The sequence below is a fragment of the Oscillospiraceae bacterium genome (genome assembly GCA_035380125.1).
In the GTDB taxonomy this organism is placed as follows: Bacteria; Bacillota; Clostridia; order Oscillospirales; family JAKOTC01; genus DAOPZJ01.
In genome coordinates this window covers 96,351-112,599 of the sequence record DAOSWV010000007.1, presented here as the reverse complement: position 1 = coordinate 112,599, position 16,249 = coordinate 96,351, and the positions used below count along the sequence as shown (strand labels likewise).

Annotated in this window: 14 protein-coding genes; 10 read left to right on the top strand and 4 right to left on the bottom strand. The window is 48.9% G+C overall.

From position 1 onward, the window contains the following. The first annotated feature begins 95 nt into the window (after positions 1-95). Entirely contained in the window at positions 96-1,706 is a 1,611-nt protein-coding gene (locus PK629_04025; GenBank protein HOP10642.1) for a leucine-rich repeat domain-containing protein, read from the top strand. A 147-nt stretch (positions 1,707-1,853) separates the two neighbouring features. After that, on the top strand, positions 1,854-2,918 hold the full coding sequence (locus tag PK629_04020; GenBank protein HOP10641.1) for a hypothetical protein: 1,065 nt from the start codon (positions 1,854-1,856) through the stop codon (positions 2,916-2,918). Positions 2,919-2,982: 64 nt separating this feature from the next. On the opposite strand, the gene argH is transcribed toward PK629_04020, so the two are convergent. The 4 genes from argH to PK629_04000 are packed head-to-tail and all read right to left on the bottom strand — an operon-like array spanning position 2,983 to position 6,874. After that, positions 2,983-4,374 carry an argininosuccinate lyase gene (gene argH, locus PK629_04015; protein HOP10640.1) on the bottom strand — a complete coding sequence of 464 codons (1,392 nt, stop codon included), beginning with the start codon at positions 4,372-4,374 and terminating at the stop codon, positions 2,983-2,985. 30 nt (positions 4,375-4,404) lie between these two features. Continuing rightward, positions 4,405-5,568, bottom strand: coding sequence for an aminotransferase class I/II-fold pyridoxal phosphate-dependent enzyme (locus PK629_04010; GenBank protein HOP10639.1), 1,164 nt, complete (start codon positions 5,566-5,568; stop codon positions 4,405-4,407). After that, a complete protein-coding gene (locus tag PK629_04005) occupies positions 5,568-6,053 on the bottom strand; it encodes an Lrp/AsnC family transcriptional regulator (GenBank protein ID HOP10638.1) in 486 nt (161 codons plus the stop codon). The genes PK629_04010 and PK629_04005 overlap by 1 nt, the downstream gene beginning before the upstream one ends. Positions 6,054-6,073: 20 nt before the next feature. Continuing rightward, positions 6,074-6,874: a PHP domain-containing protein gene (locus tag PK629_04000; GenBank protein ID HOP10637.1), complete on the bottom strand. Its 801-nt coding sequence runs from the start codon at positions 6,872-6,874 to the stop codon at positions 6,074-6,076. A 213-nt stretch (positions 6,875-7,087) separates the two neighbouring features. Here PK629_04000 and PK629_03995 point away from each other — a divergent pair, with 213 nt between their 5' ends. From PK629_03995 to PK629_03960, 8 genes are all read left to right on the top strand, one after another. Beyond that, a complete protein-coding gene (locus PK629_03995; GenBank protein ID HOP10636.1) occupies positions 7,088-8,155 on the top strand; it encodes a uroporphyrinogen decarboxylase family protein in 1,068 nt (355 codons plus the stop codon). Between the two features lie 78 nt (positions 8,156-8,233). Further along, positions 8,234-9,148 carry an effector binding domain-containing protein gene (locus tag PK629_03990; GenBank protein HOP10635.1) on the top strand — a complete coding sequence of 305 codons (915 nt, stop codon included), beginning with the start codon at positions 8,234-8,236 and terminating at the stop codon, positions 9,146-9,148. 159 nt (positions 9,149-9,307) lie between these two features. Further along, entirely contained in the window at positions 9,308-9,583 is a 276-nt protein-coding gene (locus tag PK629_03985; GenBank protein ID HOP10634.1) for an IreB family regulatory phosphoprotein, read from the top strand. A gap of 115 nt (positions 9,584-9,698) precedes the next feature. After that, positions 9,699-11,255: a hypothetical protein gene (locus PK629_03980; GenBank protein ID HOP10633.1), complete on the top strand. Its 1,557-nt coding sequence runs from the start codon at positions 9,699-9,701 to the stop codon at positions 11,253-11,255. A 177-nt stretch (positions 11,256-11,432) separates the two neighbouring features. Continuing rightward, positions 11,433-11,879: a large-conductance mechanosensitive channel protein MscL gene (mscL, locus tag PK629_03975; GenBank protein ID HOP10632.1), complete on the top strand. Its 447-nt coding sequence runs from the start codon at positions 11,433-11,435 to the stop codon at positions 11,877-11,879. After that, entirely contained in the window at positions 11,876-12,904 is a 1,029-nt protein-coding gene (locus tag PK629_03970; GenBank protein ID HOP10631.1) for a M23 family metallopeptidase, read from the top strand. Before mscL ends, PK629_03970 begins: the two co-directional genes overlap by 4 nt. Beyond that, positions 12,901-14,562: a hypothetical protein gene (locus tag PK629_03965; protein ID HOP10630.1), complete on the top strand. Its 1,662-nt coding sequence runs from the start codon at positions 12,901-12,903 to the stop codon at positions 14,560-14,562. The genes PK629_03970 and PK629_03965 overlap by 4 nt, the downstream gene beginning before the upstream one ends. 15 nt (positions 14,563-14,577) lie before the next feature. Further along, entirely contained in the window at positions 14,578-16,248 is a 1,671-nt protein-coding gene (locus PK629_03960) for a hypothetical protein (protein HOP10629.1), read from the top strand. Position 16,249: the final 1 nt, after the last annotated feature.

Here is a 16,249-nt window from a genome sequence, read left to right as displayed (position 1 = left end):
ATGTAATGTTTTTCGATCCGCTAATCGTCATGCAAACAAACGGGGAGATTATAGAACTTATTAATGTCAATTAAAATGGAAGGGGAAATATAAGTTTGAAGAAGAGTTTTTTTCTGGTCGGGCTTTGCCTATTCATGATAACCGGCTGCGCGCAGCAGCCGGTTTCGGAGATTTCCGAAATTTCTTTTGTCTCTTCGTCAAGTCAGGCGGAAACAATTTCTTCGGAATCGACAGTTTCGGAGGAGTCATCCATTGCTCAGGAATCGACAGTTTCAAAAGAGTCAAGCATTATTCCAGAATCGAATACTGCTGTTTTTGAATACGGTGATTATGAATATGAAATTGTTGGTGACAGCATTACTATTGTGAAATACAATGGTGACGATGAGGAGCTTGTAATTCCTGATACGATGGACGGGCTTTCGGTGACCGTGATTGGAGAGGGCGCATTCAAAGAAAATGAAACCTTAAAAAGTGTGGTAATTTCGGACAATGTTATCCTAATTGATAAAGCCGCTTTTCGCAAATGTACAGAGTTGGAAAGCGTTCAATTTGGGGAAAGTGTTGAAGAGATAGGCGAAGGTAGCTTTTCGGCCTGTCAAAATCTAAAGCAGGTTATTGTAAATAATAATTTGAGAGTGATAAAAGATTCAGCTTTTTCTAGTTGTGATAAGCTTACAACTCTTGATTTACCGGAAAGTGTAGAAAGTATTGGCACAGGAGTCTTTTCACAATCAGGTATAAAGAATTTTAAATTTCCGCAAAAAATCAAGGAAATAGGAAACGGAACATTTTATCTATCGGATTTGGAAACAGTCACATTACCCGAAAATGTTGAAGTGATCGGAGGAGCATTTGCAGAGACGAAAATTACTGAGATATTTATCCCTGACAGTGTCATTTCAATCAGCGATTATGCTTTTGATGAGTGTCCGAGGGAATTGATTCTGCTATACGACAACAATTCACTCGTTCCGCAATATGCGGAAGAACACAACATTTTGTGTTTTCAAATAGATGAATATGATCCGGTTCTGGCGGTGGAATTGGTGAATGGAGAACCACTGAATGACGAAGAGGATCAAGGAATCAGTCAGGAGGACTATAACCTGGTTAAGAGGCGTAACAATACGAATGCTTATTTAAATATGTTCGATGTTTATGTTTCAAACGAATATATTAACTTTTGGTACAATGAAGAATTGACCGATGAAACGATTAAAGCAAAACTAACAAAGACAGCAACATTGCTTTATCAATGCGGAATCACAGATTTCGACCCGGCGGATATCGAAAATGCGGATTCTGATTATCTTGATAAGTTGGCGATCTTTACGATCTATACAAGATCAACTGAAGAAATTGAAGACGAGGATGAAAAAGGAACGTCGGGTGTTTTTTTTGAAAATGATAGGAAGTTTATTGCAAATTATACGATATTCTTTGGAATCGAACCCGATTTTTCGAAAATTACGGGTTATTCAGAGCAGCAAAAGGGGATTTGGTATTACCCGAAGGAGTTTTCGGAGGTGCAGACCGAGGTGTTGGCGTTTTCAGGCGACGCTGAGAAAATGGAATATACTTTGACGCTGCGTTTTACTCCGGAAACCGGAACGCCTATTGAAAAAACATTTTCTTTTATAATGGCGGAAGAAGATACGGTAGGCGGTGAACAATACAGGATTACTTTGACGGGGATTTATTAAATAAAGGGATTTTTCTTAAAGAAAACCACGAATGACGCCGGAGCATTTTGCTTCGGCGTCATTTACAATATGGGAAAATTATGCTATACTACAGGCAAGAGTTAGTGCCTTTTCATTGTTGCGAATTTGCGGAGTAGGGGATATTTGATGAAAAAAGCATTCTGTATATTGCTGATACTTATATTTCTTTGCGGATGCGCGGCGACAAATTCCGTATCTAGTTCTGAGAATTCTACAAGTTCGACAAGTTCTTCAAGTTCCGCAGATTCCACAAATGCAAGTTCTAAAAGTTCTTTAAGTTCCGAAAATGCAAGTTCCGCAAGTTCTGAAAATACTGAAGAATCCGAAGCAATAGATATGAGCTTAGATTCTGTTGGCGGTGAGAGCAGCGACGATGTCATTGATTTTATTAATAATCCCCGGGACAATCCGTTATATGAGGATATGCACATTATTTTTCGATTTGAGGAGCAAAACGGGCAGTTATTAATAACAGGTATCTCAAGTGGATTTGAAAAGCAAGGGCCGTTTCTTGCTCTCGATGACCCGGACAATATATGGCAAAAGTTCAATTCAAGCGAGTACTGCCAACGGGCGATTATATTTCTGTGTGATGAAGACACTATCAAAGAGTGTTTCCGGGAAAACGGCGTTGAGAACATCCAAGAGATTATCATTTTAAATTTAGATGGTATGGGTAATGAAGTGGGTTATGCCATAACAGCGATCACAGAAATGCAAGTGTATTTTATGACAGTACCTTTATCGAATGAGAAATACGGGGATTATATATTTCAAAAGGTCTATACACAGGATGAGTTTTTGAAAATTTTTGGTCCACGGCCTGCAAAAGTTTTTATAAATGAACAAGAAATAACATTTTTAACGACACCTTTATTGGGTTACGCTTACCTTGAAATGGATCTGTTTGAATTTTTAGATGCGTTGAGTGTTCAATATACTTATGACAAGGATAATAATATAATCAGCTCAAATGAAGTAACCTTACAAATAAAAGAATACAGTGGTGGTGCGTATAGTGTGGAGATATTTAAAGATGATAGCGAATATGCGGATGGTGAGGGCGGCGCTAGTTATGTAAATGGGAAATATATCGGAGATATGTTGTTTTGTATTGAATTATGCCGCGTTTTGGGATATGAAATGGATTTTCGATATGATGATTATAGCGTGCGGATTGCAAAAAGTTGATCGGCATTTGAAAATCAAACAAAAAAGCGCCATTACGGCGCTTTTTTCGTGCATTTTTCCCTTGTCAGCAAGACGAGTCGGAATATCCGTTCAGCTTGTCGCGCAGGTTTTTCAACTGAACGGCGACGGCTTCCGGAGCGGGACCGCCGTAACTCTTGCGTTTACTCACGCAGGTATCAAGTTTGATTGCTTCAAAAACGTCCTTTTCGAATTTCGGAGAGAAGGTTTGGTATTCTTTCAAAGAGAGGTCTTCAAGCCGTTTTCCGGTTTTGACGCAGTGCTTGACCAGCTCGCCCGTAACGTGGTAGGCGTCGCGGAAGGGCAGGCCTTTTCCGACCAGATAATCGGCGCAGTCGGTGGCATTGATAAAGCCGTCGGCGGCTGCGGCACGCATCTTGTCGGCGTTGACTTTTGCGGTCGAAAACATCGGTGTGAACGCGGTCAGGCAGGCGCAGACCGTGTCGGTGGCGTCGAATATCGCCTCTTTGTCCTCCTGCATGTCCTTGTTGTAGGCCATCGGCAGCCCTTTCATCACGGTAAGCAGCGCGGTCAGATCACCGAATACCCGTCCGCTTTTACCGCGGCAGAGTTCGGCGATATCGGGATTTTTCTTTTGGGGCATAATCGATGAACCGGTACACCAGGCGTCGTCAAGCGTCAAAAAGCCGTAGGCAACCCCCGACCAGAGGATGATCTCCTCGCAAAAACGCGACAGATGGGTCATGACCGCCGACAGGCAGAAGCAAAACTCCAGCGCAAAATCGCGGTCGGAGACGCCGTCCATCGAGTTTTCGCAGACCGCTGGCAGTTCCAGCAGTTCGGCTTCATAAAAACGGTCGGTGGAATAAGTCGTTCCAGCCAGCGCGCAGCTTCCGATCGGCGAAACGCAGGTGCGTTTGCGGCAGTCGGAAAGCCGGTCGATATCCCGTAAAAACGCCTGTGCATAAGTGAGTATATGGTGTGCGAAAGTCACCGGCTGCGCGGGCTGCAGATGGGTATATCCCGGCATGACGGTGTTGATGTTTTCTTCGGCTTTGTCGGCAATTACGGAAACCAGCGTTTTCAGCAGACCGGTGATCTTGTCGATGGAATCACGCTGCCACAACCGCAGGTCAAGTGCGACCTGATCGTTGCGGCTTCTAGCGGTGTGCAGATATTTGCCTGCGTCGCCGATGCGTTCGGTCAGCACCTGTTCGACGAACATGTGAATATCTTCGGCCTTCGGATCAATCGAAAGCGTACCGCATTCGAGGCCGTTTTTAATCTCATAAAGTTCCGCGACGATCTTTTCGCCGATTTCCGACGGGATGATGCCGCGGGCAGACAGCATTCTGGCATGGGCGATGCTGCCCTCGATATCCGCTTTCCAAAGCCGTTGGTCAAAGCGGATCGAGGAATTAAAATCATCGGCGATGCCGTCTTCATCGCGTTCAAAGCGCGCACCCCAAAGTTTCATGTAAAAAACCGTCCTTTTCGGATATATGAATTACAGTGTTTTGATAAAGGCCTCAATGCGGCCGAGCGCCGTAGCGAGATGGCTGATCGAATACGAACAGGAAATACGTGCGAACCCTCTGCCGCTTTCCCCGAACGCTTCGCCCGGGACGATGGCGACGTGCTGCTGTTTGAGCAGCTCCCCGCAGAAGTCCTCACCCGAGAGTCCGAATGCGTCGATTTTCGGAAAGACATAAAACGCGCCCTCAGGTTCAAAACAGGGGAAGCCCATCGAACGCAGTGTGCCGACGACCAGACGGCGGCGCATATCATATTGACCGCGCATGTCCTCGATGTCGGCGTCGCCGTTGCGTAGAGCCTCGATGGCGGCATACTGAGCTGTTGTGGGCGCGCACATGATGGCGAATTGGTGCAGCTTGGCCAGCTGTAAAGCAATTTCTTTGGGCGCAGCAGTATAACCCAACCGCCAGCCTGTCATGGCAAAAGCCTTGGAAAATCCGTTGACCACGACGGTGCGTTCCCGCATTCCCGGTAGCGCGGCAAAACTGACGTGTTTATGCCCGTAAGTCAGTTCGGCATAAATTTCATCCGAGAGTACGATGATGTTTGTGTCTTTCAGCACCTCGGCGATCTGTTTTAATTCGTCTTCAGTCATAATTGCGCCGGTGGGGTTATTGGGGAATGGCAGAATCAGCAGTTTTGATTTCGGCGTAATCGCGGCTTTGAGCGTCTCCGGGGAAAGTTTAAAATTGTTTTCCATTTTGCAGGGCAGAGTGACGACCTTTGCGCCGCACATTCTGGCCAGCGGTTCATAGCAGACAAAGCACGGTTCGGCCAGCAAGACCTCGTCGCCCGGATTGATAAAGGCGCGCAGGGTAATGTCGATAGCCTCAGAGCCGCCGACAGTGACGACCACTTCGGTATCCGGGTCGTATGTAAGATCAAATCGGCGCTTTAAGTACTTGGAAATTTCACCGCGCAGTTCGGTCATGCCCTTGTTGGCGGTATATTTGGTCTTGCCCTGTTGCAGGGAGTTGATGCCCGCCTGCCGAATGTGCCACGGGGTTTGGAAGTCGGGTTCGCCGACGCCCAGAGAAATTACGTCGTCCATTGCCTCGGCAAGGTCGAAAAACTTTCGAATACCCGAGGGTTTCAACGATTGCACCGTCGGGTTGAGCAGTTTTTGATAATCGATCACAGGATGACCTCTCTTTTCTCTTCCGAATCACTGTCTGTGAGGAAACAGACGCTGCTCTCTTTGTAGCGCTGAAGCACAAAGGTGGTATCGGTCGAGGTCACTGCACCGAGCGGAGAGAGGCGTGCCGAGACAAAATGCGCCACATCACGTAAATTTTTTGCCGACATCGACAGGGTCATATCATAGCTGCCGGAGACAAGATAAACGCTGTCCACCTCGGGCATCGCCATAATCTGACGGGCGACGGCTTCAAAGCCCTGGTCGGGCTGAGGAGTGACCTTAATCCGGATAAACGCCTGAATAAACTCCTTGCCTGCCTTTTCCCAATCGATGACAGCACGATAGCCGCAGATAACGCCCTTCGCGGTATATTCGTCGATTTTTTTCGCGACGGCGTCTTCGGTTTCGCCGGTCATCAGCGCCAGCTGAGCTACGGTCAGGCGCGCGTTTTGTTCGAGCAGAGAGAGAATGTTCATTGCCATGTCAAGTCAACTCCTTATTTTTAATCAAACCGTACTTGATGCGGTTCTCTTTTGTGATAAACGGTAAAAGATTCGAAACCGAGGGATTTGGCGAGTTCCGCTCCTACGCGGCAATGATCGGCGTACTGCGCCTTGTGGTCGTCGGTACCGATGGTGATCAATTTTCCGCCGAGGTCTTTATAAGCGGCTAAAATCTTTTTGGTCGGCATCGGCTCAAAACCCTCGGGGACAGGGGAGAGGTTGATCTCCAATGCTTTGTTGGCCTTAATCACCAGTTTTAAAACGTCTTTGACCGCATCGGACCAGCGGGTCTCGTCTACCTGCAGACCCTGCCGGTACATCTGGCGAAACGGATAAGTCATATGTGCCAAAACATCGAAATCGCCCCATGCGATCACGTCGCACAGCAGATTGAAATATTCATCTAAAAGCAACAGGTTTTTTCCGCCGGTAAAGTCCACAAAGTAAAAATCCTCTTTATGGGGAACTTCATGCTGGCTGGCCAATACCACGTCGAAGGGCAGGGCGGATATCAGTTCGGAGGCGTTTTCGGGACAAAAGACCGGCTGGCCGATCTCAATGCCGAACGCGATGTCAATGCCGTTGCCCTTTTGGGTCTCTAAAAATCGCTGCTGTTCGGAAAACTGCGTCAAAAAATTGTCGAGCCGGTTAATTTCGGGGTCGTCGGCGCTGAAGTCGGCGTGATCAGTGACAGCCATGTAATCAATTCCGGCCGTCCTGCGGCTTTCGATCAGCGTCTCGAGCGGGCAGTCGGAGTCGAAAGAGATATTTGTGTGGGTGTGATAGTCCTGCAGGGGCATAAAGTACCTCCGATCTTGGAACGCAACCATTTTAACATATTATCGCCGTATTTACAACATTAAAACAAAAGACCCGAAAGGTGCTTTCAAGACCGGGCTGTTCCAACAAGAACAGGACACCGGAGTACTTTCCGAGTCATATTAATCATATTGTCCGGCAATGGGTTTTGTGTTATGATAATAAAACAATCTCGAAAAGAAGGGATCACCGAAATGAAAGATTTCCGCAACAGTGTTTATAAAACCGATGCAGAAAAGGCACGGTTAGACACGCTGTTTCAAAAATGGCAAGATTTTTGTTTTGATTACGAAAAAGCGGAGCCCAAAATTATCACGCACGCGCCTCTTGCGTTAAAATACACCATCGGTGAATGCGTGCGCGATCCGGCGGCGTCGATGGAGAATCAGATTGACATTTTCAAATATCACGCCGAGGTCGGCGATGATTATTATCCGGCCTTGCGTGCCAATTTCGGTACTGTGCCGATTGCCGAGTCCTTCGGCTGCGAGATCTATCGGCGCGAAAACGAACAACCGTGCACCGAGAGCATCGTCGTCAACAACGCTGAGGAGATTGACGCGCTAGAGATTCCCGATGAAAAAAGCGGCAGTTTCCCCGAAATTGACCGACACTATGAGTTTTATCTCGAGAATCTGCCCTACGGCGTCGGTTTTATGCTGCCCGATCTGCAGGGGCCGTTCAACAACGCCCATCTGCTGCGCGGCAACGATATTTTCACCGATTTTTACGACGAGCCGGAATCCATCGAAATTTTGTTGGAAAAAGTGACGCAATATCAAATTTTAATGACCCGGCATTATCATGAACTGTGCGGCATCGGCAAGGGGATTTTATACGACTGGGGCGGCATTTGGCGGGGGAATCTGCGCATTTGCAACTGCACACTGCACAACGTCTCGACCGAATTTTATGAGACCTATATCAAGAAATACGACCGCATGCTGCTGGATGCGTTCACCGAAGGGCGCATCCATTACTGCGGCACGCACGACAACGGGCAGATGGCCTCGTTTTTCTCGATTCCGAATCTCTATGGCGTCGACTTTGACGGTGCGCACCACAGCATTTGGGAACTCGCAAAGCGCACGCCCGAGCGGGTCGCACTGCTGCCGTACATGAACCCCGAGCGGGTCGCGCCGATTCTGGCCGGAAAAATCCCCGAAAAGCGCAATGTTATTTATGAGATATACGCCTCCTCGGTTGAAGAAGCCAAGGTCATCTGCGCGGCGATGAAATCCGCGTTGGGCATAGCGAATTGATACCCACAAAACCCGGCGGTAAAAGTTGCGACTTATCCCCGGGTTTTCGCTATACTTTGATCGAAAGGAGGGACGATCTTGGATTGGCTGACCCGAATGAACGCGGCGCTTGAATATATCGAGGCAAATCTGGCCGGGGAAATTGACAGTGAGATTGTTGCGAAGAAGGCCTGCTGCTCATCTTCCAATTTTCAACGTATTTTTTCCTACATCACCGACCTCTCGCTGGCAGACTATATCCGCAAACGGCGGTTGACACAAGCTGCGGTCGAATTGCAAAGCAGCGACGTCAAAGTTATCGATCTTGCGCTCAAATACGGCTATGAATCACCGGTATCCTTTTCGCGGGCGTTTGCGGCGATGCACGGGGTCACTCCGACGGCAGCGCGCGCCGAAGGCGTCACCCTGAAAGCCTTCCCGAGAATCTCCTTTCAAATTACGATTAAAGGAGAAACCGAAATGGATTATCGTATTGAGACAAAAGAGGCCTTTCAGGTCTTCGGCATCGAAGAGGTATTTCGATCCGACGGCATGTTCCGTTTTGACGGAACAGGAGAACCGCCCAAAACCCCGCACGAACTCTGGGATCAATGTCAGTCGGACGGAGAATATGACCGGCTGGTCAAAAACGCAGGAGAGGTGCCCGAATTTGTCGGCAAAAATCGCTGTAGGGTGCATGGTATCTGTGACTACCGCAAAACCCCCGCCGACACGTTCCCGTATATGCTCTGCGCATTCCGGGGCAAGGACAGCGATATGAGCGGCTACACGGTCGCTGATATCCCCGCGTACACCTGGGCCATATTTCCGTCGAAGCTGTTTGACTGGAACGATGTTGGCAGCGTCATCAATACGCTGTATAAAAACTTCTTTTCGGGATGGCTTGCGACGGCGGAATACGAACAAGCAGACGGGCTCAATCTCGAGGTTTACGGCGGCGATGAGAAAAAGGGAACTGTCGAACTCTGGTTTGCGGTGAGAAAAAAAGTATAACCCTCTTCATGGATATCCGGGCGGTTTGATCGTTCGGATATTCTATTGTCTTGAATTGGATGATTGTGCCAAAAATTAAATCGGTATATTGCAATTCGGGCGGGCATAAGGTATAATAACATTATTCATAATAGCAAATGTCTCTGGGAGGTGCGATGCATGAATGAAAACAATACGGCTCCTCAGACCCCGTCCGAGCCGACCAAGCCCTTTTTAATCCCCGGCGATAAGGACGGCGAGATGAAACAGATTCTGACCGCTGTTTTTGACGCGATGGCGGAAAAGGGATATAACCCGATTAATCAGATCGTCGGCTATATCCTGTCGGAAGACCCCACCTACATCACCACCTATAAAAACGCTCGTTCTTTGATTCGAAAGATCGACAGGGACGAGCTGATGACGGCATTGATAAAATCTTATCTTGCTGATTAAAAAGGCATGCCGACGGAGCTGATATCAACCACAGTAAACGGCAGGCCTTTTCGGCTTGCCTTTCTCTTTGACGAGGTTGATTTGCGGATTTTCAATTAAGTAAAGGAGTGCCATTATGAGCGGAATTATTTTCAACGAGGACTGCAATCACTTTGTATACAGCCGGTTTCGCAGCCACATCAAAGTGGGTTTGAAGGAACTGCACGAATTTGTTGATCAATATAAAGATACCGGCATCACCGATTTTTTCTTCAACGTGAACGGCAGCATCGGCTGGTTCCCCAGTGAAAGCCGCGATAACGCCATCGGGAATTATGAGCGGATTAAAAAAGCCGGCGGTGATCTCAGCGGGGAATATCCTGACGCAAACGGCGGCTACATCGAGACACTCAAGGATATTTATTACGGCCAGGGTCTGGATATGTATACGATCTGGCTCGCCAGACTGCGTGAGATCGGCATCAATCCGTGGATATCCCTCCGCACCAACGACATCCATAACAATGACGACGAGGATAATTTCCTGCATTCGAGCTTTTTCCGCGAGAACAAAGAAAAACGCCGCGGACAGCACCATAGCGTCGGCGCCTGCGATTATTACGACAACGCGCTCGATTTTTGCTACCCCGAGGTTCGGGACCACCTGTTTGCGCTCGTGGCGGAAGTACTCCGAAAATTCGATATGTACGGTCTTGAGATGGACTGGATGCGCGAGATTTATTCGCTGCGCATCGGTTGTGAGGAACAGGGCGCAAAATTGATCACCGAGCTGATGGAACGCATCCGCAAAGAAGCCGATAAAGCCGAGAAAAAGTGGGGCCATCCGATTCAAATTGCCACGCGGCTGCCGGCCGACCCGCTGCTCGCTTTGCGGCTCGGGTTTGATTTCTTCACTTGGGCAGATGAAGGTCTTGTCAATCTGATCACGATCACCCCTCGTTGGGCGACTTCTGACAACGATATGCCGCTTGATCTGTGGAAAAAGATTCTGGCCGGAAAATCGGTAAAACTTGCCGCCGGACAGGAATTTCTGATTGATGCCATGTTCACCGAGCCCAAAAAGTCCATTATGGTCAACAGCGTTGAGACCGCACGGGGGACAGCCGCAGCCAATTTGGCGATGGGCGCCGACAGCGTATATTTGTTCAACTACATGGACGACCTCTCCGGACAAAAACCTTTGTTCAAGGGAGAACAATATAAGCAGCTGCTCTGCGAACTCGGTTCCGAAGAAATGCTCATGGGTAAACCGCGCCGTCATATCGTGACTTATTGCGATGTAAAAGCGCCCGGCGTGCCGCATAAAAATCCGCTGCCGGTGGAATGCGCGCGCAGAGGCAGCGGAAATCCGGCTTATGTCGGAAAGCCCGAATACAAGACCTTGCGCATTCCGGTCGGCAAGGTTTCTTCGGATGCGAAAATGCGCCTCGTGCTGGGCGTTGATGAGGGCAGGGGCCTTGCAGCAGAGGATTTCGACGTCTTCCTCGACTCCGAAAAATTAAGTTATATCGGAAAGGTCGCTTTACCGGCGCCGTATTATCCGGGTTTGGAATATCACGCGTTCGAAATCATCAACAAGCCCGGTATGCCCGTTGCACACATCGCCGAGATCGCAGCGATGCGCGAGCCGTTCACGATCAAGTGGGCAGAGGTTGCGATCAATATTCTGTAATACGAAGGGCAAAAAATCGTTCGGAATGGAAAACATTTTTGTCGATTTTGCCATATTTGTGGTTGACAAGCGGTCTTGAAACATTATATAATAATTTTACGCTTGTATGCGTATGCGTATGCGACACACGCGTGTGCGCGCGTGCGGTTTTCATCTCACCGGAAAGGGCTTGATCCGATGAAGAAGTTTTTCGGAGAATTCAAAGAGTTTGCGGTCAAAGGCAACGTATTCGACATGGCCATCGGTGTCGTCGTCGGCGCTGCGTTCGGGAAAATTGTCTCTTCCTTTGTCGCAGACATCATTACACCTCCGATCGGTGTGCTTTTGGACGGCGTAAATTTCTCCGAATTGAATCTCGTACTCAAAGAAGCCGTAGGCGATACGCCTGCAGTAACACTGAATTACGGCAACTTCATTCAGACGATTGTCGATTTCATCATCATTGCCCTGTGCCTGTTCTTTGTCGTAAAGGCTGTCAACGGTATGCGGAAGCTGGCCGAGGCGAGGAAAGAGGAAGAAAAGAAGGCGGAACCACCCGCACCGGCAGTACCATCCAAAGAAGAAGTCCTTCTCACCGAGATCCGCGATTTGCTGAAAGATCAAAAAGAGCTGCTAAAGAAATGAGACGTTTTGTCTTTGCGGCCGTAGCCTGTATGCTGTTCTTCTGCGGCTGTACAGCAAGCGGGACAACTTCTTCCCAAACCGGAAATCCCGTGATTTTACCGGCCTCGGAGACGCAGACCAAATCGAGTTATCCGGTATCCTCGGAATCGGAAATTCAAAGCCAGTCGTCCCAAAATATTTCTTCCGACACAACGGCTCCCGTCACGCTGGAGGTTTCCTCGGAAGAAATCCGCCCCGGAGAATTTTTGATCATACGGGTGGGAGGAAGCGGCGAAAATGCCCTTTGGGCACGGTTCAGCGAAGTGACCTCAAAGGTTTTTCCGCTGATTCAGGAAGACGGATTTTTCATCGGTTTCGTGCCACTGTCGAGCACGACCACCAAGACCGGGGATGTTGAGATCCTTCGGTCGGAAGACGGAGAATACGAGGTCATCGCACACAAAGCCATCCAATTTATTGACAGAACCTTTGACAGACAGGATTTAACGGTTGTTTCCGGTTCGTCGACAGCGAATGCGGGCAGCAGTTCAAATCTCAGCGACGATAAGGAAATCATCGAACAGGCGACGAAAACTTCCCCACAGGAGCTGCTCTTTACCGGCGGATTCGTCATGCCGGCCCAGGGGCGAATCTCCACCCAATACGGGATGCGCCGCTATACCAACGAAGAGTACAGTTCGGCACATTCGGGATACGACATCGCCGCCGATGAAGGCGATCCGGTCATTGCCGCCGGAGCAGGACGCATTGCATATGCGGGAAATTTAAAATTTTATGGCAATACAGTGATCATTGCTCACGGTTTCAACATATTTAGCTATTATAATCATTTATCGGTTATATCCGTCGAGACGGGGCAGACGGTCTCAACGGGTGAAAAAATCGGAGAAGTCGGCTCCACGGGATACGCCACCGGTCCTCATCTGCATTTCAATATCAAAGTAAATGGCGTCAACATCGATCCTGCGGTACTGATCGGTACCGATGACATATACACACAATTGGAAAGGATGATCAACCAATGAAAAACCCCTTGCTCTATCCCGCGAGCAAAGAACAAGTCACATTTGACGTTGTCAGACGGGATAAGAACATTCAAAACCTCAGATTGGAGGCATTGGTCGAGAATATGTTCCTCGGCACCGGATTTACGCTGTCGATTGAACAGCTGTACGACCTGACGACGAACGATGCCGATACGATCGCATTCCGCAACGGCATGATCGCCGACCTCATTGCCAACCCGAAGCTGGAAAAGGCCTTCTTCCTGATTCCGTCTTCTTTGGCCTATCTGAAGGAATTCACCCGCAAGATGGAGCACCGTGACAACATTATCTGCCAGATCGCTTTGAAATATCGCCGTCTGTCGCTGTATGCCAATCTGATGAACGCGCTGCGTGAAGCGTTTGCGGATCCCGAGGTAAAAACCTCTTCCGAAGCGATCGAAGTGCTCAAGAAGATGGTCAACGACTATTATGACAGAGACGAAATCGATCCCATGCTTAGCGATTTCTCAAAGGTTGATACATCCTGGCTCGATATCCGCGGTTTTGCTTTAGGTGCAAACCTGAAAAACGGTTTGATTCTGCAGTCGATGACTGTTGACGAGTTCTCACCCGAACAGTATGACAAGAGCTCGATTTTCGTCTATTGGAAAGACGAACCCATCAAAGGCGTTTCGAACTTGAAATCAATGCCGAACATCTCCAATCTCGGTCTGTTCCAGAACGAGGCGCTGAACATGATCCACGAATATTACAAGGGATCGGTTAAAGAGATCAAGAGCATTTGTTCCAAATACAAGCCGCAGGGCCTTCAGGAATTTCAGAACGTCGACGAGGCTTTCTCCTTCTACGCCGGCGCGCTCAATCTGGTTCGCCGCCTGCGCGATCAGGGCTTCACGATGTGCCAGCCCAAAGTGATCGATTCCGACAAATTCCTGCTTCATGCCACAGAGATGTATCCGATCCTGTTGGCGCTTGACCCCGATAACGATACCATTAAAAATGACATCAACTTCCCGGTCGAAGGTAAGTTTTATTTACTCACAGGTGCTAACAGTTCCGGCAAGAGCACCTACATGACCGCTACCGGCCAGTTGATTTGGCTGTTCCAGTTGGGGTTCTATCTGCCGGCTGATGAAGTCCAGATTTCTCCGGTTCAGTCGATCTTTACGATCTTCTCCGGCGGTGAGACCGACAACTACGAGGACTCCCGAATGGGTGAAGAAGTCCGTCAGATCACAGAGATGCTGCCGAATGTCACTTCGAACTCGATCGTCATCATGAACGAGCCGCTGACATCCACCAGCCCGATGGAAGGTTCCCAGATCTGCGCCGACTTAATCAAAACACTGCTTGACAGCGGCGTTTCCGGTATTGTGGCGACTCACTTCTACGAGTTGTACGACTTCCTTCCGGCGATTGAAAAAGCGCATCCGGGCAAAACCGGCAGCTTGATCACGCTGACTAAACCCAATCCGGACAGCGACATCGCAATCCGTACTTATAAGATCAAAGGGGGCGCCCCGCAGAAGAAGAGCTACGCGCTCGAAGTTGCGGCATCCCACGGTATCACTCTGCGTCAGATCATGCACAGATTCGAAGACAGAGACATCAAACTCGGCATCGATAAACCGACTATCATGGAACTGCATGAAGACGGCGACGCCGACATGAATTAAAGGGGGCACAACAAGATGTTTGATTTACTTTGGATGACGGAAGATCCTGTTGTAAACCGCGTACCAAGCTTCGATGATCTGTTCATCGAAAACCTCGACCTCAACTTCCTGGTCGAAGCCATGTTTGAAGGCATGGACAGCAAGATCAATGCACTGCATTTGTGCAATCTGTTTGCGTTGGACGCGAATATTGTCCGTGAGCGCCAGAACCTCATCAAGAGTTTGCAGCGTCATCCCGATTTGCTGCAGCTGTTCAAAGATCTCCTCAAAACAATCGGCGATTGGCAGGATTTCTTCTCAATCCCGAACATGGATGATTCCACCAGCGATCTTGAAGCGTTCTTTGCAATGAACAAATACGCTTTTGCGGAGACCTATTTCGAAATCCTCGAAAAACTCTATACCACCTTGGGCAAATATCAGGATGAAGAAGAACTCGGTTATGGACTCAAACAGTTTTACGCATACGTCAAAGAGTCTTATGAGAGCGACGGCTATAAAAAGATCATCGAGGCCTGGAAAGAACGCCTGCCGGCTCTGGATGAACCGAAGAGCATTACGCTGGGCTTCAACTTCAACGAGAGTTTCGAAATCACCCATGTCAAACTGCTCTCGGTCAATGAATATTGCTATATTGATTCCCGCGAACGTGAGCCGAAAAACGGCGCTCCGTTTAAACGTGGTCTGACTGATTCTTATCGTCTCAAGGACGACCTTGCAAACCATTCGGGCTTCAGCATGGGTGATATGACCAAACAAACCGCCAGCTCTCAGAGCGCAACCCATGCCAGTGAGGGTGTGAGAATGTCCAACTTCGTGCGCGGCGCACTCGGCGCCTGCGTCGGTGAAGCCGGCCTGCGCGTGCGTGACTTCTTGAAACAGTCCACAAGATGGATTTTGAACCTCAAACAGTCCCTTACATTCTACATCGGCGTCTTCAATTATCTCTCTAAGATCGAAGCCCTCGGCGGCGCCTATTGCTTCCCTGAGATCTACGACGACAAGAGATATTATGCCAAAGAGCTCTACCTGCCGCTGCTGCTGTTGGTCCTCAAAGGCAGCCGTCCTGTCATTCCTAACGACATCGACTTCGTTCCCGAGGGACAGTTCGCACTGCTTACTGGTGCTAACCAGGGTGGTAAGACGACCTTCCTACGTTCGGTCGGCGTCGGCCAGCTGATGTTCCAGCTCGGTATGCCGGTAGGCGCGAAAGAGGCCAAGATGGGTCTTGTCGACAACATCTTCACGGTCTTTGCGCTCAAAGAAGAGGTTTCCACCACCAAGAAGGGCAAGTTCGACCAGGAAATCGCCCGCGTCGGCAACATGATGAACTACATCACCTGCAATTCGATGGTTCTGTTCAACGAGCCGTTGACCGGAACCGGTACCGCAGAAACCCTGATCATCTCCCGCGAAATCACCAGCACAATCAAACTGCTCGGTGCGCGCGGTATCTGGGTTACCCACTTGCACAAATTGGCCAAGGATATCCACCGCCTCAATTCCATCCTCAGCGGTGCGCCGCTCAAGAGCTTGGTCGTTCAGATCAAACGCCACGAGAGCAATCAATATAATGTCCCGACCTATCACCGGATCGAGAAGGAACCGGAGGGCACCTCGCACGCTTATGATGTCGTCGAGCGTTTCGGACTGAAACTCGACCGCGTTGATGTCAACGATAAATAAT